General features: G+C 38.7%; 18 protein-coding genes and 2 riboswitches. Of the genes, 13 read left to right on the forward strand and 5 right to left on the reverse strand.

Annotated features, from left to right (window positions below):
* Positions 1–8 precede the first annotated feature (8 nt).
* Both mtnK and MMB69_RS20110 read right to left on the reverse strand, forming a co-directional pair.
* Positions 9–1,181: an S-methyl-5-thioribose kinase gene (mtnK, locus tag MMB69_RS20105; RefSeq protein ID WP_277448333.1), complete on the reverse strand. Its 1,173-nt coding sequence runs from the start codon at positions 1,179–1,181 to the stop codon at positions 9–11.
* A 135-nt stretch (positions 1,182–1,316) separates the two neighbouring features.
* Positions 1,317–1,467, reverse strand: a riboswitch (SAM riboswitch).
* A 91-nt stretch (positions 1,468–1,558) separates the two neighbouring features.
* Positions 1,559–2,341 carry a carbon-nitrogen family hydrolase gene (locus MMB69_RS20110; protein ID WP_028414170.1) on the reverse strand — a complete coding sequence of 261 codons (783 nt, stop codon included), beginning with the start codon at positions 2,339–2,341 and terminating at the stop codon, positions 1,559–1,561.
* Positions 2,342–2,452: 111 nt separating this feature from the next.
* On the opposite strand from MMB69_RS20110, the gene MMB69_RS20115 reads away from it, so the two are divergent.
* The 10 genes from MMB69_RS20115 to MMB69_RS20160 all read left to right on the forward strand — a co-directional run bounded on the left by MMB69_RS20115 (position 2,453) and on the right by MMB69_RS20160 (position 12,674).
* Positions 2,453–3,625 (forward strand): pyridoxal phosphate-dependent aminotransferase, encoded by a 1,173-nt coding sequence (locus MMB69_RS20115; protein ID WP_277448421.1) that lies wholly within the window; start codon positions 2,453–2,455, stop codon positions 3,623–3,625.
* A 130-nt stretch (positions 3,626–3,755) separates the two neighbouring features.
* Positions 3,756–3,862: riboswitch (SAM riboswitch) on the forward strand.
* Between the two features lie 80 nt (positions 3,863–3,942).
* Positions 3,943–5,187 carry a 2,3-diketo-5-methylthiopentyl-1-phosphate enolase gene (mtnW, locus tag MMB69_RS20120; RefSeq protein WP_277448335.1) on the forward strand — a complete coding sequence of 415 codons (1,245 nt, stop codon included), beginning with the start codon at positions 3,943–3,945 and terminating at the stop codon, positions 5,185–5,187.
* Entirely contained in the window at positions 5,184–5,849 is a 666-nt protein-coding gene (locus tag MMB69_RS20125) for a 2-hydroxy-3-keto-5-methylthiopentenyl-1-phosphate phosphatase (protein ID WP_277448336.1), read from the forward strand. The genes mtnW and MMB69_RS20125 overlap by 4 nt, the downstream gene beginning before the upstream one ends.
* Positions 5,846–6,484 carry a methylthioribulose 1-phosphate dehydratase gene (locus MMB69_RS20130; RefSeq protein WP_042992255.1) on the forward strand — a complete coding sequence of 213 codons (639 nt, stop codon included), beginning with the start codon at positions 5,846–5,848 and terminating at the stop codon, positions 6,482–6,484. The genes MMB69_RS20125 and MMB69_RS20130 overlap by 4 nt, the downstream gene beginning before the upstream one ends.
* A gap of 15 nt (positions 6,485–6,499) precedes the next feature.
* Positions 6,500–7,015: a 1,2-dihydroxy-3-keto-5-methylthiopentene dioxygenase gene (locus tag MMB69_RS20135; protein ID WP_277448337.1), complete on the forward strand. Its 516-nt coding sequence runs from the start codon at positions 6,500–6,502 to the stop codon at positions 7,013–7,015.
* Positions 7,016–7,137: 122 nt separating this feature from the next.
* Positions 7,138–8,214 (forward strand): sugar ABC transporter substrate-binding protein, encoded by a 1,077-nt coding sequence (locus tag MMB69_RS20140; protein WP_277448338.1) that lies wholly within the window; start codon positions 7,138–7,140, stop codon positions 8,212–8,214.
* Positions 8,215–8,230: 16 nt separating this feature from the next.
* Entirely contained in the window at positions 8,231–9,736 is a 1,506-nt protein-coding gene (locus MMB69_RS20145) for a sugar ABC transporter ATP-binding protein (protein WP_277448339.1), read from the forward strand.
* The gene (locus MMB69_RS20150; RefSeq protein ID WP_277448341.1) at positions 9,733–10,767 is read left to right on the forward strand and encodes an ABC transporter permease; all 1,035 of its coding nucleotides are present in this window, start codon (positions 9,733–9,735) and stop codon (positions 10,765–10,767) included. The genes MMB69_RS20145 and MMB69_RS20150 overlap by 4 nt, the downstream gene beginning before the upstream one ends.
* Positions 10,768–10,853: 86 nt before the next feature.
* The gene (locus MMB69_RS20155; RefSeq protein WP_277448342.1) at positions 10,854–12,194 is read left to right on the forward strand and encodes a CoA-disulfide reductase; all 1,341 of its coding nucleotides are present in this window, start codon (positions 10,854–10,856) and stop codon (positions 12,192–12,194) included.
* Between the two features lie 240 nt (positions 12,195–12,434).
* A complete protein-coding gene (locus MMB69_RS20160) occupies positions 12,435–12,674 on the forward strand; it encodes an aspartyl-phosphate phosphatase Spo0E family protein (RefSeq protein WP_013082228.1) in 240 nt (79 codons plus the stop codon).
* Positions 12,675–12,738: 64 nt separating this feature from the next.
* Here MMB69_RS20160 and MMB69_RS20165 read toward each other — a convergent pair whose 3' ends face one another.
* Entirely contained in the window at positions 12,739–13,470 is a 732-nt protein-coding gene (locus MMB69_RS20165; RefSeq protein WP_221782362.1) for a ZIP family metal transporter, read from the reverse strand.
* Positions 13,471–13,626: 156 nt separating this feature from the next.
* Positions 13,627–14,394 (reverse strand): DUF4931 domain-containing protein, encoded by a 768-nt coding sequence (locus tag MMB69_RS20170; RefSeq protein WP_025749436.1) that lies wholly within the window; start codon positions 14,392–14,394, stop codon positions 13,627–13,629.
* 199 nt (positions 14,395–14,593) lie between these two features.
* Here MMB69_RS20170 and MMB69_RS20175 point away from each other — a divergent pair, with 199 nt between their 5' ends.
* On the forward strand, positions 14,594–15,064 hold the full coding sequence (locus MMB69_RS20175; RefSeq protein ID WP_221782364.1) for a MarR family winged helix-turn-helix transcriptional regulator: 471 nt from the start codon (positions 14,594–14,596) through the stop codon (positions 15,062–15,064).
* A gap of 170 nt (positions 15,065–15,234) precedes the next feature.
* Positions 15,235–16,929, forward strand: a complete 1,695-nt coding sequence (locus tag MMB69_RS20180) for a M3 family oligoendopeptidase (RefSeq protein ID WP_277448422.1) — start codon at positions 15,235–15,237, stop codon at positions 16,927–16,929.
* Between the two features lie 25 nt (positions 16,930–16,954).
* Here the strand turns inward: MMB69_RS20180 and MMB69_RS20185 are convergent, their stop codons facing one another.
* Positions 16,955–18,538, reverse strand: coding sequence for a PAS domain S-box protein (locus tag MMB69_RS20185; protein ID WP_277448344.1), 1,584 nt, complete (start codon positions 18,536–18,538; stop codon positions 16,955–16,957).
* A gap of 340 nt (positions 18,539–18,878) precedes the next feature.
* Here MMB69_RS20185 and MMB69_RS20190 point away from each other — a divergent pair, with 340 nt between their 5' ends.
* A complete protein-coding gene (locus MMB69_RS20190; RefSeq protein WP_013055972.1) occupies positions 18,879–19,145 on the forward strand; it encodes a hypothetical protein in 267 nt (88 codons plus the stop codon).
* Positions 19,146–19,160 lie beyond the last annotated feature (15 nt).

Genomic DNA, 19,160 nt, shown 5'->3' on the forward strand with positions numbered 1-19,160 from the left:
ATTATTCGTTATCGAAGTAAATGTTCAAATTCATTTGGTGAAACGTCTTGTTGGTGCAGAAGCAAATAGCGTCCAATTTTTAACGCAGTACGTTTAGCGTTAATTTTTCTTTCCTCTGAAGAAATTTCGTCTAAGTCTGCGACGTGAGCTAAGCCAATTGTACGTCGAATGATTTCACATCCTGCATATCCAACAGCATCTTGCCACGTTTGCGTTAAAATTTCATGTAATAAGCGCTCATCTTTAGCGAAAGGTTCAGTGTTTTCAGAATGCCAAAGCGCAGTAAAGGTATCTTTAAATACGTTCCATGTGTTCGTAATGTGTTCAAATAATGGTTCGCGATTTGTTTCTCGAGAAAGAGCATTTAAAAATAAATTCGCAACAAATTGTCCTAAATCGAATCCAAACGGACCGTAAAAAGCAAACTCTGGATCAATCACTTTTGTTTCTTGACTGCTAGCAAAGATGCTGCCTGTATGTAAATCACCGTGGATTAGCGTTTGCGCATTTGTTAAAAATTTATATTTTAATTTTGCTGCTTGTAGCTTTACATCACTATCATTCCATAATTCTTCTACATCAGGACGCAGCGCTTTTTCGAATTCATTTGTATCAATATCAAAAAAAGGATCTGTAAAAACTAAATCTTCCGTAATATTGCATAAGTCCGGGTTGCTGTACTTAACAATTTCTTCTTTTTTATCCTGAGGCTTTAAGGCGAAATCAGACGTTTTGAACGCAATATGTCCTAAAAAAGAACCGATATGCTGTGAGAGCAGAGGATAACTTTCACCTTGAATAAGTCCGGCGCGAGAAATCGTTAAATGAGACAGATCTTCCATGACCGTAACAGCAAGCGTTTCATCGTGGTAATAAACAGCGGGCACAAGTTCTGGCGTAAATGCACCAAATTGCTTGAGCGCATTGCTTTCAATTGTGGCACGGTTCAATGATAGAGGCCAGCTTTCGCCTACAACTTTTGCATAGGGAAGTGCTTGTTTGACGATAATGGATTTATTCGTTTGATCATTTATGATGTGAAAGACGAGATTTAAGTTGCCGTCACCAATTTCACGGGCAGTCAGCGCTTCTGTGGCATCAAAAAGACCTAGCTTTTTCACAAGTTTGATTGCTGAAATTTCTGTTAAAGGCTGATACTTCTCTGTTTTTGTTGTTGACATCGGAATCCCTCCATAGTTTATTAAACTGATTTGTTTACTAAGTTAATAGGTTTAAGAATATATGGAGGCTTTTATAATTTTAGAAAATATAAAAGCCTCTTTCGTTGGAAAGAGGCTTGATTGTAGTGTTCAAACCTCTTATCTGCCAGAAAGAATTACTTTCTGTTGGAATTAGCACCGTGCCTTTGTAAAACATGTTTTACGGGTGTGATCCATCTTAGGATGGAATGACGGTCGGTTGCTGGGCTTCACAGGGCCAAATCCCTCAGCCAACTCTTGATAAGAGTACGATTACTTATTCAATTTTGATTTGTTTGAATATTTTATGATATCTGGTGAAAATCGTATCATGCAAAAAAACGGCTGTCAATACATAATTAATAAAATTCTGTGCGGCGATCTGTAAAGACAGGAATTTGTTTGCGAATTTCTTTTACAAGTTCCAGGTTAACGTCAGCACTTAAAAGTTCTTCGCTATCGCCAGCTTCAGCGATTATTTCTCCCCACGGATCGATGACTAAGGAATGTCCGGCAAATGTGTTATTAGGATCTTGGCCTACACGATTACACGCGATTACATAGCATTGATTTTCGATTGCACGGCTAATGAGAAGTGCTTTCCAGTGGGCAAGTCTTGGAGCCGGCCACTGAGCGACAACAAACAAGACTTCTGCTCCGCTGCTAGTATGAACCCGAATCCATTCTGGAAAACGAATATCGTAACAAATAACTCCTGCGCATAGTGACTGTTCAAGTGTAAAAAGATTTTTTGCCGTTCCTGCTTCTAGATAGAGGTGCTCATCCATTAATTTAAACAAGTGCAGTTTACTGTATTGTGATACTTCACGACCTTTTCGGTCAAAAATATACATCGTATTCGTGACGCCTTGCTCTGTTTTTTTCGCGATCGAGCCTGCCACAATATTTACTTCGTTCGTTTTAGCAAACTGAGAGATTAATTGCTTGGCCTGCTGTCCTTCATCATCTGCAATTTCGTCTAGCCGCGTCAAATCATAAGCTGTATCCCATAGCTCAGGAAGCACGAGGATATCAGGGTTTTCTTTCAGAGCTTCTGTCATTTTTTGTTGAATATATTTTCGGTTTTTAGTTGGGTTTCCAAACGCAATATCAAGCTGCAAACACGTAATTTTTACACTCACTTTATCATCCGTCCTTTTTTAGTAGTTGAAAAAAATGACTTTACAAGTTGAATATTACAATATATTATTTGTGACTAGAATTTCAAGAATTTTTTGAGAAGGTGTGCGATGATGAAACAATTTGAGCAATCGGAACTATTAAAAAGTTTACCAAAACAATTTTTTGCATCACTTGTAGGCAAGGTAGGAAAAGTAATGGCCCAAGGGCACGACGTTATTAACTTAGGGCAGGGAAATCCTGATCAGCCTACTCCTTCACATATTGTAGAAACACTGCAAAAAGCAAGTTCTAATCCTATACATCATAAATATTCTCCATTTCGGGGGCATCAGTTTTTGAAAGAGGCCGTTGCGACTTTTTATAAGCGAGAATACGGGGTTGATGTGGATCCCGAAAAAGAAGTAGCTATTTTGTTTGGCGGGAAGGGTGGACTTGTTGAAATCCCGCAGTGCTTATTAAACCCTGGAGATACGGTGCTGGTTCCGGATCCTGGATATCCTGATTACTGGTCTGGAGTAGAGCTTGCAAAAGCCAAGATGGAAGTGATGCCGCTCACGGCTAAAAATCATTTTCTACCCGTATACGAAGAGATAAGTGAACGTGCTAAAGAACAGGCAAAGCTCATGTTTTTAAACTATCCCAATAATCCTACTGGTGCAGTGGCAACGGCAGAATTTTTTGAAGACACCGTGGCGTTTGCTGCCAAGCACGATATTTGTGTGGTACACGACTTTGCCTACGGAGCAATTGGATTTGATGGTAAAAAGCCAATCAGCTTTTTACAGACTCCTGGTGCAAAAGAGACGGGAATTGAAATTTATACTCTTTCTAAAACGTATAACATGGCGGGATGGCGAGTTGGATTTGCTGTAGGAAATGAAAGTGTTGTAGAAGCTATTAATCTTCTTCAAGATCATATGTATGTCAGTCTCTTTGGGGCGGTTCAAGAGGCAGCAGCCGCAGCTCTGTTAGAATCTCAACAATGTGTGAATGATTTAGTTAAGCGCTATGAATCTAGACGCAATACATTTATTCAAGGGCTTCGAGAAATTGGCTGGGACGTTACATCCCCAGCAGGCTCCTTTTTTGCATGGCTAAAAGTTCCTGGAGGATATACTTCTGAACAATTTTCAGATTTACTTCTTGAAAAAGCCCACGTTGTAGTGGCACCTGGAGTAGGCTTCGGAACATATGGTGAAGGCTATGTGCGCGTAGGACTGCTGACGGATGAAGAGCGCATGAGAGAAGCTGTATCTCGAATAAAAAAATTAAATTTATTTTAAAAACGCATTGACAATCCTTTTTGAGTTGGCTTAATATGTAAGAAGTTAACGAGATTAATAACCGATAAATCCTAGCGGTATTTTTTATTTAGTATATAATCTACGAATTCAATTTAAATAAATAGCAACTTTCTTATTAAGAGTAGGTGGAGGGACTAGCCCGATGAAGCCCGGCAACCGACTTAACGCATGTTAAGCACGGTGCTAATTCTTGCAGCAGCAGCTGAGAGATAAGAAGAGCAACGAAAGCCTCTTCTTAATCACAGAAGAGGTTTTTTTTATTAACGATATTAAACAGCAAGGGAGTTTTTAGCATAATGAGTGAAATCGTTGCAAGCTACTTACTACATGACAATAAAGGAAATTTTCATAAAAAAGCGGAAGGAATCGCTTTAGGACTAACCGTCGGCTCATGGACAGATCTGCCGCTTTTAGATCAGCAGCAGCTTCAAAAGCATAAAGGGCGCGTCGTGTCCGTAACGGAGCTTCAAGATTGCGAACGTGTTAACGGATATTTAGGCAGAGAGGTTAAGCAGGCTATTGTCAAAATTGCTTATCCAACTGCCAACTTTTCAAGAGATTTACCGGCTATTTTAGTTACTGTTTTCGGAAAACTATCACTTGATGGAAAAGTGAAATTATTAGACTTGGATTTTCCTGATGAATTATTAGCTGAATTCCCAGGACCGCGCTTTGGAATAGAAGGTATCCGAGAGAAACTAGGCGTTTATGACCGTCCGCTTGTGATGAGTATTTTTAAAGGCGTGATTGGAAGAGACATGACGTACTTAACAACTCAGCTGCGTGAGCAAGCGCTTGGCGGAGTGGATTTGGTTAAAGACGACGAGATTTTGTTTGATAGTGAACGAACACCTTTTGAAGCTCGCGTTACAGAGGGAAAAAAAGTACTGAATGAAGTATACGAAAAAACGGGACACCGCACGCTGTATGCTGTTAATTTAACGGGACGAACGTTTGAATTAAAAGAAAAAGCGAGAAAAGCAGCTGAGCTAGGAGCCGATGCTCTTTTATTCAACGTATTTGCTTACGGATTAGACGTACTGCAGGCACTTCGAGAAGATGATGAAATTAACTTGCCGATTATGGCTCACCCAGCTGTTAGCGGAGCGCTTACGCCATCAGAGTTTTACGGTTTTTCAAATTCATTACTGCTTGGAAAGCTATTACGCTTAGCCGGAGCAGATTTTTCGCTATTTCCATCACCATACGGAAGCGTAGCGCTTTCTCTTGAAGACACGACAGGCATTGCCTACGAATTAACGCGTCCTGTGTACAAATATAAGCAGACTTTCCCGGTTCCTTCAGCAGGAATTCATCCTGGAATGGTACCGCAGCTTGTGAAGGACTTTGGAATCGACAGCATTATCAATGCAGGAGGCGGAGTTCACGGTCATCCAGACGGCGCTATCGGAGGAGGAAAGGCATTCCGTGCGGCGATAGATGCAGTACTCTCTCATCAAACACTAGCCGAAAAAGCGGAAGAATCAAAAGAGTTGCAAAAAGCTTTGCAACTATGGGGAACAGTAGAGGTGAAAGCATGACATCGTTAAAAATCTTTTGTGACTTTGATGGAACAATCACAAATAGCGATAACATTATTGCGATTATGAAACAATTTGCTCCTCCGGAGTGGGAAAGTATTAAAGACGACGTACTAGCACAGCGCGTTTCTATTCAAGAAGGAGTAGGGCAAATGTTTGCCTTACTCCCCGTGGAATTAAAGGAAGATATTATTTCTTATATTTTAAAGACGTCTGCTATTCGAGATGGATTTGATGATTTTATTGTCTATACAAAAGAGCATCATATTCCGCTTTATATTGTAAGCGGAGGAATTGACTTTTTTGTAAAACCGCTTTTGGGAAATCGAGTTGCAGAGGAAATGCTCTACTGCAACGGATCTGATTTTTCTGGTGAACATATTTCCATTACGTGGCCTCATACATGTGATAAACAGTGTGCAAACGACTGCGGCTGCTGTAAGCCAACGATTATTCGCAATCTTGCAGATGAAAGAGATCATACGGTTGTTATTGGCGATTCCATTACGGATTTGCAGGCTGCCAAATTAGCTGACACTGTCATTGCACGTGACTTTTTAATTGAAAAATGCGAAGAGCTATCTCTACCGTATCGTCCTTTTTCTACTTTTTATGATGTCATTCATCATTTACAAGAATTAACAGAAGAGGTGAAAGCATGAGTATCATGGCTCAGCAAAGGTTGCATGAGCTTGCGGATATAAAAGATGAGTTGGCAGAACGCGATTGGTTCTTCGGTACAAGCGGAAACTTAGCAATTAAAGTGGACCAAAATCCGACAACTTTCTTTGTATCAGCAAGTGGAAAAGACAAAAGAAAACGTACAAATGAAGATTTTTTATTAGTTGATCAACATGGAAAACCTGCAGAAGAAACGCATTTAAAGCCTTCTGCTGAAACGCTTTTACACGTTAAGATTTACGAGTTAACGAACGCTGGGTGCAGTCTTCATGTACATACAATCGACAACAACGTGATCTCTGAACTGTACGGAGATGAAGGGCTTATTTCATTCAAAGGCCAAGAAATTATTAAGGCACTGGGTATTTGGGAAGAAGATGCGGAAATTACTGTTCCGATTATTCCGAATTACTCGGATATTCCGACACTAGCAGAAGAGTTTTCTCACCATATAAAAGGCGATCAAGGCGCGATTTTAATTCGTAACCACGGGATTACGGTATGGGGGAAAAATGCGTTTGAAACAAAAAAAGCGCTAGAAGCCTATGAATTTCTATTTAGCTACCATGTGAAATTACTGTCACTTAAAGGCATTAAGCCAAAGGTGCATTTATAAAAGGAGGAAACAACAATGGCGCAAATTCGCTTACATATAAACAATAAAAGAATTGAAACTCAAGAGGAAGTATCAGCTTTTCTGGCAAACAATGAAGTTATTTATGAAAATTGGGACATTACAAAACTTCCAGAAAATCTTCGTGAAAAATATGATTTAACTGATGAAGAAAAAACAGAAATTTTAAACGCTTTTGGTGAGGATATTAAAGATATTTCTGAACGCCGCGGCTATAAAGCGCAAGATGTTATCTCGTTATCGGAATCTACACCAAATATTGATGAATTGTTAAAAAACTTTCAGCGCAAGCATATTCATACAGATGACGAAGTTCGCTTTATTGTAAGCGGTCATGGAATCTTTGTTATTCAAGGAAAAGACGGCGAATTTTTTGATGTTGAATTAGAGCCGGGCGATTTAATTTCAGTACCAGAAAACATTCTTCATTACTTTACATTAATGGAAGATCGTAAAGTAGTCGCTGTCCGAATTTTCGTGACAACTGAAGGATGGGTACCTATTTACGCATAACAACTACTTGTAAAGCATAGGTCATGATCACCCCGCTTTTACATCTAAAAGCGGGGTATTCTTTGGATTATTATAAAACTAACTATTTTTATATGAATAATAAGTTTAATGGGAGGAACACCATGAAAAAGAGTAAAAAAATGCTGTGGCCACTTACTTTGCTCGTGCTTCTAGTTTTTGCACTGGCTGCCTGCACGAAAGAACAGCCAAGTCTAAACGAGAAAACACAGGCAGCTCCAGCGCCGCAAGCGGCTTCTGCTAAGCCTGTACAGCAAGAAGGAAAAAAGATTACGAAAGATACAAAAATTGCGCTTATTTCTGAATTTACATCAGGCACTCACGCTGCTCAGTACATAACAGGTGTGACAAAAGCGGCTAAAAAAGAAGGAGTACAGCTATCCGTTTCTGATTCAAACAATGATCAATCTAAAATGGCGGCTTATTTAGACACGGCTATTAACCAAAATGTTGACGGCATTATGATTGACCACGGCCGGGCTGAAACCCTTGAACCTGGCGTGAAGCGCGCGATTGCAAAAGGAATTCCCGTTATTGCAACCGATGTAGAATTAAAAGCAGAAGGCGTTACAACCATTGATCAAGACGATTATATGCTTGCGCTGCAGGGTCTGAAACAAATGATGCAGGACATTAATGGAAAAGGAAATATTGTATATGCATTTGTTGGAGGCTTTGCACCGATGGAAAAACGCGACAGCATTTATAAAATTATGATGAATCGCTATCCAGATGTAAAACAAATTGCCACGTTCGGAAGCGCAACGGACAATACTTCTCTAGACACGCAAAATAAAATGGCAGCTGTGTTGAAGCAGTATCCAAATAAAGGAGACATTGCGGCCGTTTGGGCGCCTTGGGACGAATTTGCAAAAGGAGTCACAAGAGCTATTAAAGAAGCAGGACGAGACGAGATTAAAGTGTACGGAGTAGACTTATCTGATGAAGATCTGCAAATGATGCAGGCAAAAAACAGCCCGTGGAAAGCGTCAGCTGCCGTAAATCCAGCTTCAGTAGGAGAAAAGCAAGTTGATCTGCTTCTTAAAAAGATTTCCGGTCAAGAGATCCCTCGCTACTATTCCTTTGATCCGGTTTTAGTCAAACAAACTGACTTGCCTAATCAAACGATTAATATGGATCAGCTTAGTCAGTACGTAGAAGAATGGGGCAAAAAAGAGTAGAAGTGGAGGGACAGACATGACGAACGAGCTTTCAATGAAGAACATTACAAAAAACTTTGGTTCTTTTCAAGCGCTGAACAAAGTTGATTTTACTGTTCAAAAAGGGGAAATTCATGCTTTATTGGGAGCCAATGGTGCCGGTAAAAGTACGCTGATGAAAATATTGTGCGGAGCTTACGACGAGTACGAAGGAAAAATCTATAAAGACGGAGGAGAAATCTCTATTTCTTCTCCTAAAGAAGCTAAGCGCCACGGAATTGGAATTGTGCATCAAGAAGTGGATGTAGCGCTGATTCCTTCGCTGTCAGTAGCTGAAAACATCGTGCTAGACGTGCAGGCTTCTAATAAAAGTAAGGCATTTGTAAACTGGAAATCTATTTATAAGAAAGCGGAAGAAGCTCTTTCTTTACTTGGTTCTTCTCTATCCGTTAAAAAAAATGTCGTTGATCTAACTCTATCAGAAAAACAGCAGGTGCTTATTGCACGTGCAATTGTACAGAACGTTGATTATTTAATTTTGGATGAACCAACCGCACCTCTTAGTGTGGAAGAGACGAAACAATTGTTTTCTGTGATGAGAGAGCTGAAGAAAAGCGGAGTAGGCATTATTTACATTTCACATCGCCTTCAAGAAGTGGTTGATATTTGCGACCGCTTAACAGTTTTAAAGGACGGACGCTATGTAGCTACAAAAGAAACTGCACATACATCAATTGAAGACGTGATTACGCTCATGTTAGGAACGTCTTCTGTAAAACAGTGGGTCAAAAAATCAGTAGAAGTTGGAAACGAACTTTTACATGTAGAAGTATTATCTCTTCCAGGGCGCCTTTCGAATATCTCTTTTCATGTAAAAGAAGGAGAGGTAGTCGGTATTGCAGGGCTTGTAGGAGCGGGGAAAACGGAGCTTTGCCGAAGTCTATTTGGTTTAGAGCAATATGTCAGCGGCAGCGTTCGGTTAAAAGGCAAGAAACTAAAGTTGAATAAGCAGCCGTATTATTATATTGCACAAGGTCTGTCTCTTGTTCCTGAAGAACGAAGAAAAGAAGGAATTTTTGTTCATGAATCGATTGCCGATAACTTAGTTTTGCCAAGTCTGTCCCGCTTTACAAATTATTCGTTTCTAAAGCAAGGAAAGATCAAAGAAAAAGCGCAGAAAACGACTGGGCAAGTTGGCGTAAAGTCTCATTCTATCGAGCAGTCAGTTGGAACGTTAAGCGGCGGAAATCAGCAGAAAGTAGCAATCGGAAAATGGCTTGTTACGGACTCTGACGTACTGTTGTTTGATGAACCAACTAAAGGAGTTGATGTCGGCTCTAAGCGAGAGATATTCGACTTAATTACAAATCTTGTGTCACAGAAAAAAGGTATTGTTTATGCAACCTGTGAATTCGAGGAGCTGCTAGGGGTAGCGGATCGAATTTATATTATGTACAACGGAAAAATCGTGAAAGAATTATCCAAAGAAGAAGCAACTAGCGAAAAATTATTTTATTATACAGCAGGAGGAGTAAAAGGATGAGTGCGGAGTATGTAACAGAACCTGTAGCGAAATCAAAGAGAAAAATAAGCGTTTTCGACTTTTTTTATAAATATGGGACAGTCTTAATGATTTTTGTTATTATGATTATTTTCTCCATTGCCACACCTAACTTTTTAACAGGAGAAAACATTAGTGATATCCTGCGTTCTATTTCCATTGTTACCTTAATAGCGCTTGGTGTGACGATATCGTTAACCGTCAATGGACTCGATTTATCTGTAGGGTCTACGGCTGGGCTAGCCACTATTTTATCAGCCTCTATGCTTGTTTTACACAGACAAGAAATTGCAGTTGCTATTATTGTTCCGATTATTGCATCGCTTCTTATCGGGTTAGTAAATGCTTTTTTAGTAGTGAAAGTAAAGATTCCTGATATTTTAGCCACTCTTTCCATGATGTTCATCGTACAAGGGATTTTATTAACGTATACAAAAGGCTCAGCTATTTATACCAATATGCCTCTACCAAGCGGAGACAGAGCTCCGGGAATTTTTATTCCTTCTTTCCTTGCACTGGGACAAGGTCACTTTCTAGGTATTCCCGTTCCTGTTATCATTATGATGCTGACTGTGCTGCTTGTTCATATCGTTTTTTCCTATACGAAGTTTGGGCGTTTTTTCTACGTAACAGGAGGTAACATAGAAGCAGCAAGACTTTCGGGTGTACCGGTTAATCGTTACCGTATGTATGCCTATATGTTTTCAGGTTTGCTTGCTGGAATTGGAGGAGTCGTTTTAGCTGCCCGTATTGGAGTAGGAGAAGTGAACGCAGGCTCACCATTTTTAATGGATGCCGTAGCTGCTACATACATTGGCTTTTCCGTATTTGGAGCAGGGAAACCGAATGTATTCGGGACGCTGATTGGCTCTATTTTAATTGGTGTGCTGTTAAATGGGTTAACGATGCTAAATGTTCCGTATTATATGCAAGATATTATTAAAGGAGCTGTATTGGCAGGAGCCTTGGCTTTAACGTATTACCGCTCGAAACAAACATCTACGGCTGTGTAAACAGCCGTTTTTTTTCGTTTGAAATCGGGAAGAATAAGGAAAAACAATAGTATAATCTATTATTTATGTAGAAAGAGGGAGTATAGATGAAACGTGTCGTCATTATAGGAGGAGTAGCCGCCGGAATGAGCGCAGCTTCACAGCTTCGCCGGATGAAAGAAAAAGAAGAAGTGGAAATCCTTGTGTTTGAAAAAGGTGGAGATATCTCTTACAGCGCATGTGGCATGCCTTACTATCTATCAGGTGTTGTAAAAGAAAAAGACGATTTGATTGCTCGGACGAAACAAGAGTTTGAAGAGCGAAATATCTCCGTCCATCTTTTTCACGAAGTTAAAGAAGTAAACCATACAAAAAAATACATAGTAGCACAAGATGTAAAAACGCACGCTGAAAAAGAGATAACATATGATGAACTCATCATTGCAACTGGAACAACTGCTGTTAAACCCAATTTTATGAGTGATAACATGCCGAATGTATGCACATTAAAGTCACTAGAAGACAGCGAAAGAATCTATACATATCTGCAGGCTCACTCCGTAGAGAAAGTCACCATTATCGGCGGAGGGTATGTCGGAATGGAAGCAGCTGAAGCAATGAAGGCTTTGGGAAAAGAAGTACGGGTTATTGAACAGGGAAAGCAGATTCTATCCATTTTAGATCAAGAAATGGCAGAGCATTTACAAAAGCAGCTAGATGACGATGTTTTATTTCATTTCGAAGAAGAAGTGGAAGCATTGCTGCATTCAGATGGTTTCGTCACTCACGTTCAAACAAACCGTCAAACGTACCAAACGGATTTGGTGATTGTAAATGTAGGAGTTCGTCCGAATACGCAATTCTTAGAAAGAAACGGACTAAGAATGCTTGAAAATGGAGCTATTTTAGTAAACGAGAAGTTGGAAACCAACGTGCCTCATATCTACGCAGCAGGAGATTGTGCAACGAGCTATCACCGCGTATTAAAAAAAGATGTTCATATTGCTCTTGGAACCATTGCCAATAAGCAGGGAAGGGTTCTTGGCTACCGATTAGGGGGAGAAAATAGAGAATTTCCGGGTGTTGTAGGTACAAGTATTGTCAAAGTGATGGACTATGAAATTGGAAAAACCGGCATTTCGGAAAGAGAAGCAAGAGAAAATTCTCTTTTATACAAAGCCATCACAGCCAAAGCTCCGAGTCATGCTTCTTACTATCCAGGAGCTGAAAAGATTGTGATAAAACTTGTTTATCATCCTGAAACAAAAGAGATTTTGGGGGTTCAAATGATTGGTAAAAAAGGAGTAGCAAAACGAATCGATGTATTTGCGACAGCTATTACTTGCCGCCTCACAACAGATGAAATAACCATGCTAGATCTTTCGTATGCTCCTCCTTTTGCTACGGTATGGGATGCTGTACAAATTGCTGCCCAGAAAGCCGAATAAAAAAGTCACCGTCTTACAAAAGACGGTGACTTTTTTATTCGACAAGCAGCATCTTTTGTCGAAAAACAACTTGTAAAAAAAAGATAAACGGTATTCCTATAGTAATGTAAGCGTTTGTAAATTCCGACAAAATAATTTTTTCGCGAAAAAAATGTCTATTATTGCGACTCTATTTACATATTTAGTAGAATTTGTAATAATGCGTTATAAGCTAATTTCTTTGTCATAGGAGAGGATTTTGTGTTTGGAGTGAGAAATAGAACGAAATCAGAGAGATTATTAGTGGAAATCGTCCAAAAAAGACAAAAGATGGTGCAGCTCGGAGAAGAAAAAGGTCTGACTAATGAAGAAACCGTTACCTGTAGTCAAGAGCTTGATCAGCTCTTACTCGTTTATCAAAAGCAGCGTTTAAAAGAAGAGGAAGAAAAGACATCGTTTGCCACACTGATTAGCCGTTTTTTATCTTTTTCAAAGCTGTAATGCAGGACAAGCATTCGGGATCGGGCAGTAAAACAATTACGCTGCCCGTGGCCTCTCTTCAGCTTTAAAAAATGTTAATTAAAAAAATCATAAACAAAATACCAAAAATAAACGAATAAGTGGCAAATCTTTCGTTTCCATCGCCGTGACTTTCTGGAATCAACTCTTTATAAATAATAAAAAGCATGGCTCCAGCAGCAAAAGCTAATCCATATGAAACGAGAGAATCAACAAAATTAGTTAAATAAAACCCGAGTAAAGACGTTACAATTTCAACGGAGCCTGTAAGGGTCGCAATTAAAAATGCTTTTATTTTACTAATATTTTGCTGAGCTAAAAATAGCGCGACCAACAGTCCTTCAGGTGCATTTTGAAGACCGATTGCGAGGGCAATTAAGTTCCCTGTATTTTCAACATTTGAAGCGTAGCTAACACCAACAGACAATCCTTCAGGAAGGTTGTGTAAAGTAATAGCGGAAACAATTAAAAGCGCTTTTTCATCAAACTGAATGCCGGTTTTAGAATGCTCAAGATCAATGTGAGGAATATTCTGCTCCAAGAGTGTTAATGTTACAACTCCAAGCAGTAAGCCAATTGCTAAGGCAAAAAATCCGCCGCTTTGAAGAGATTCTGGAATCAAGCTCATAGTAGAAGCAGCTGTCATAATACCTGCAGTGAGCGCAAGAAGTATATCTTTCCAGCGATGAGTGAGTTCTTGATTCAAAAACAGAATAGGCAAAGCGCCTACTCCAGTCGATAGCGCAGAAAGAATGCTTCCAATTAGTACCTCAGTCATAAACCGTCTCCTTTTACGTATTCTTCTTTTTATCCTCAATTCACATCGTTCTTTTAGTGTATGTTTTTTTGGTTTCTATGAGCATGACTATTTTAAAAATGAATAGCTTTATGCAATAACCTTACAAAAAAGTTGAACCAGTGAAGGTTCAACTTTTTAGGTAAAGTACAGCTCCTGAACTTGGTTAGCAATATGCTCAAGCTTATTGGAAACTTGAGGAATGCCATATCCTACATACAAAGGAGATGTGGCAAAGCGAGGAATGATTTTCGCCGCAATTTTGCCGTTTTTAAGATTATAAAAAAATAAGTTGTAGCTCGTGCAGCTACGATGAAAATGATTTAATAAATAGTGAGCAGCCGTTTGAAGATAATCTGCAAATGCGTGCAGCTCTTTGTCAAGCTGATCCGTTATCACGTTAAATTCAAAAAAGCCCATTCTAGGTTTTACAGATAAATTAAATGTGACGTGTTCATTTTTGGCAATTGTGACTCCTTCAAACTGCTCTAGCTTCACGTTTTCATTTACATCCATCTCATTTAAACCAATAATTTGCATATGAGGATGCCGTAACGATCCTCCGGACATAGGTCCATGGTTTTTGAAGAAAAGAACAGAAGCATATTCACCGCTGTTCATCATCGATATCCATCGTTCAGTAGCGAAGCTCAGCAAGGTGTACAGATGTTCTTTTGGATAAATAGACAGTTCTGAAGAACATTCATCGGTCTCAATAATAACCGTTTGATAAGCATCTTGCAGAACAGGAAATTTATTTTTCAGCCAAATGATAGGTCCTTGTTTTTCAATGATGCCTGTGAGAGATTCAACGTCACAAAATGGACAGGGATTTTGCCGGTTAACGATTGTTTCAGGCTTTTGTGAACCAATCGCGGAATTAAATAATAAATGGGTTGGTTTCATAATCATTCACCTTTTTATGTAATGGTCATATGTTTATTGTATTAAAAGCATATGTATAAATCCACTTATATACATTTTTTATCAAAAAAATTGTACAAGCGGAGAGAATAACCGATGAAATAAGCCTGCTTTGATTGACTTTGAAGGGAAATTTTAGTATTATCTTGATATCAAGATAATATTAAAGGAACTGATTAAAATGACGAATGATGTAACTAGAGAAGAGTTAGACCAATCTCTTAAATTATTTATTGTACTATCTCGTGCCAATCGTTCAATTAATGATCATGTGCATAAATTTATTCAACAGCATGGAATGAATCCAACCGAATTTGCTGTCCTAGAGTTATTGTACCACAAAGGCCAGCAGCCTCTTCAGCAAATTGGCGGAAAAATTCTGTTGGCAAGCGGCAGTATTACGTATGTAGTAGACAAGCTTGAGAAAAAAGGCTTCTTAGAGCGCGTTGCTTGTCCGAACGATCGTCGCGTAACCTATGCAGCTATCACCAAGCAAGGCAAGGAAATGATTGAAAGCATGTTTCCGAGTCACGAAAAAAGAATTCATGATATTTTATCCGTTTTATCTAGCGAAGAAAAGGAAGTTGCCATTTCGCTGCTTAAGAAACTAGGGCACTATGCAGATGAATTTTTGCCGGAATCGACTAATTAATTAAGGAAAGCTCGTTTGTTTCTGTTGAACAAACGAGTTTTTTCTATGACTTCTTTCATGACCAATCGACATAAAAAATAAAAAGTGACAAAAAATTGAAATTAACAGGAATACAGCTGGATAAAAACGAATTAGGTTACATACAGACAATAGAGGAAGGGGAACAAATGATGAGATTTGAGAATTATACATATACGCGACCTGATATGAATGAAATTGAAAAGCAGTTTGAAAAGGCCATTACACATTTTACGGAAGCAGCGTCAGTCAGTCAGCAAAATGAGGCAATTCGTCTAGCAAACGATGCGTATTCTCAGTACAGTACAATGGGGAACATCTGCTATATTCGTCATTCTATCGACACAGCGAATGAATTTTATAAAGAAGAACAAGACTATTTTGATGAAACACAGCCGCTTTTAGAAGGATATGTAGAGAAATTTTACAAAGCCTTAATCTCTTCGCCTTTTAAAGAGAAACTAGAAGAAAAGTGGGGAAAGCAGCTGTTTTCTCTTGCTGAAATGCAGTTAAAAACGTTCTCTCCTGAAATAGTAAAAGAGCTGCAGGAAGAAAATAAGCTATCATCTCAATATACGAAACTAGTGGCATCAGCTAAAATTGTATTTGAAGGAGAAGAAAGAACGTTAGCTCAGCTCGATCCGTTTATGGAGTCACCTGATCGAGAAATGAGAAAAAAAGCAGCAGAAGCGAAGTTTCAATTTTTCACCGATCACGAAGAGGAATTTGATGATATTTACGACAAACTTGTAAAAGTAAGGACCAAGCTTTCTGAAAAATTAGGCTATAAAAATTTCGTAGAAGTGGGCTATGCTCGTATGTCTAGAATAGGCTATGATGCTGAAATGGTTGCCGCTTTTCGCAAACAAGTAAAAGAGTATATTGTTCCCCTTACTGAAAAACTAAAAAAGCGTCAGCAGGAAAGAATTCAAGTAGAGAGCTTAACTTATTATGATGAACCGTTTCAGTTTGAAACAGGAAACGCAGTGCCAAAAGGTGATGAAAAGTGGATTATTGAAAATGGACGGGTTATGTATAAGGAGCTTTCTAAAGAGACGGACGAATTTTTTTCCTTTATGCTTGAAAATAATTTGATGGATTTAGTCGCTAAAAAGGGCAAAGCAGGCGGAGGCTACTGTACGTTTATTGAAGAATACAAAGCGCCGTTTATTTTTTCAAATTTTAATGGAACATCAGGCGATATCGATGTGTTAACGCATGAAGCAGGGCATGCTTTTCAAGTGTATTCCAGCCGAGATATGGAAACCAATGAGTATCACTGGCCTACGCATGAAGGAGCTGAAATTCATTCGATGAGCATGGAGTATTTTACATGGCCTTGGATGGAGTTGTTCTTTAAAGAAGACAAAGATAAATACCAGTTTTCTCACTTAAGCTCAGGCTTAACTTTCTTGCCTTACGGGGTAGCGGTAGATGAATTTCAGCATGCTGTATACGAACGCCCTGAGATGACGCCTTCGGAACGAAAACAAACGTGGCGAGAAATTGAAAAGAAATATATGCCTTCTAAAAACTATGACGGCCATCACTATCTAGAAAGCGGGGGCTTCTGGCAGCGCCAGCTTCATATTTACACGTCTCCGTTTTATTATATTGATTACACCCTCGCTCAAATTTGTGCATTTCAATTTTGGAAAAAAGATCGAGAAAATCATGAACAAGCATGGCAAGATTACGTTCATTTGTGTAAGCTTGGGGGAAGTAAGCCGTTTTTAGAATTAGTAGAGGAAGCGAATTTGATTTCTCCATTCGAAGAGGGCTGCGTGCAGTCTGTGGTAGATGAAATTGAAAACTATTTAAATAGTATTGATGATAAAAAGCTATAAAAAAAAGCCGCGTTCGCGGCTTTTTTTATTGACATGTTCCTTCTTTCCATAGAGGAATCATAAGGGTAACGCTGGTTCCTTCGCCAACAGTGCTTTTAATCTCAAATGTTCCTTTATGCTGATACAAAATGTTTTTAATCACAACAAGTCCAAGACCGGTGCCTGAGGGCTTCGTGGTAAAAAAGGGCTTTTGAATGTGCGTAAGCAAATGTGAAGGAATGCCGACTCCTGTATCTTTAATGAAAATAGTAAGGTCTTTAGTATGCTGAGTAACGTTTAAATGGATTTCTCCTCCGCTAGGCATAGCTTCGAGCGCATTTTTTAATAAATTAATGAGTACTTGCTTAATTTGATTTGCATCACAGCAGATGTATGTATGCGGGGCTTCCACCTGCGTTTTAACTATGACATTTTTTAATACACATTCTGATTCATACAGAAGGATAACGTCATTTAAAATAGTAGAGAATGCATGCTTTTTCATAACCGTATCATGAGGTTTAGCGAGCAATAAAAATTCTCCAACGATTGAGTTAATACGATTCAGTTCACTCAGCATGATGGTTGTATAAGAATGATAGCGGCTGCTGTCTTCATGAATAAGCTGAATAAATCCATTCAAAGAAGTAAGCGGATTTCGAATTTCATGAGCGATTCCCGCTGCCATTTCGCCCGCTAAAGATAACTTATCGGTTTGGCGAAGAAATTTTTCTGTTTCCTTTTCTTCTGTAAGATCGCGTGAAATACCAAAAAGCGCAACGACTTGCTGATCACGATTAAAAATAGGTGAAACAGTGATTTCTACATCAATTATTTTTCCGTCTTTTCGCTTATCTTGGGTTTCAAAGGCTACCAGCTTTTCTCCTTTTTTAACCCTTTCTAATCGGCTTTCAGCGTCGCCTTTTAAGCCAGCAGGAATGAATGGAATGGCTTTTCCGACAATTTCTTCCGCTTTCCATCCGTATATTTGCTCAAAAGCATCGTTTACTTTAATCACTTTGCCGTCTAGACTGAACACGGAAATGGCGTCGCGATTGTATGTGAAAAAAGATTGTAAATACTCTTGAGCTGAGTAAAGTTCATCTTCGGTTTTGTTCATTTTGACCGTCGTAATAGCAATCAATTTTTTAGAGAAATGAGCACAATACAACAAAATAATCATTGTGATCAGCGTAAACAAAATGAAATAAACGATATCTAATTTCACGAAAGTCACAGATGTAAAAAGAGTGTTGCTTACATAAAAGTACAAAACAATTATTATGGACATTAATGTAGAGGTTACAATAGCGATATAGCTATAGTAAATAAAGCTAACAATTATTCCAAGAAACAAAAACAAATAATTAATAACAGCAGGTTCAATAGATGTTATGTACGCAATATAGGCATAATAGCATATAAAAAAAGAATACATAATGATAGCCGGATGAAAACGAAAGTAGTACATAGCCGTCACTACCAATAATAAAATTCCTCCGCTTATAAAAACAATCATATGAGGATCAGCTGCAATAAAGTGATATAACACGATGTGGACAAGATATAGCAGCCAAAAAATAAGTAAAAGAATAAAATTCCGTTTTTTTATGAGGTTGTGTGATTCCATAAAAAATCCCTTTCTTAAATGGTGAATAATTTTATAGGAGAATAACTTTATAGTCAGCTAGTCGCACGATATAGTGATATATCACTCATATTAGCATAGTTACAACTGTGTGAATAGCCGAATTGAGCACTTAGACCAAGGAAGATAGATCTAGAATGTAGCTGGTCATAAACTATTAAGGAAATATAAGGGGAATATGAACGAAATGAAGGGGATGTAAAGCTTTTGTGATAACCTTGTAAAAGTGAACTTTTTTCTAATTGGATAGGCTATACTCCCAGTAGAGCCATATGAATGGTGACTACATAGAGGCTCAGATGATTCGAAAGGAGACGGTAAAATGAACAAAAGTTTATTAGTCAAGTTATTTGGATCACTTCTAGCAATTATGTTAATCACAGCATGCAACTCACAAACAGATGAAAAAGATGCCACAGAACAGCAAACAGAACAGTCGGATGATACTCAAGCGGAGGATACAACTACAGATGATTCACAGGAAACAATGAAGCAAGACGAAGCAGATGATTCATCTGGGGATGAAGCAGCTGATGATCAAGAAGAATCAACGGATAGTGCTGACGAAAAAACAGATGAAAGTAAATAAACGTAAGTATTTCTA

Source organism: Priestia sp. P5, assembly GCF_029522155.1.
Taxonomy (GTDB): Bacteria; Bacillota; Bacilli; order Bacillales; family Bacillaceae_H; genus Priestia; species Priestia megaterium_E.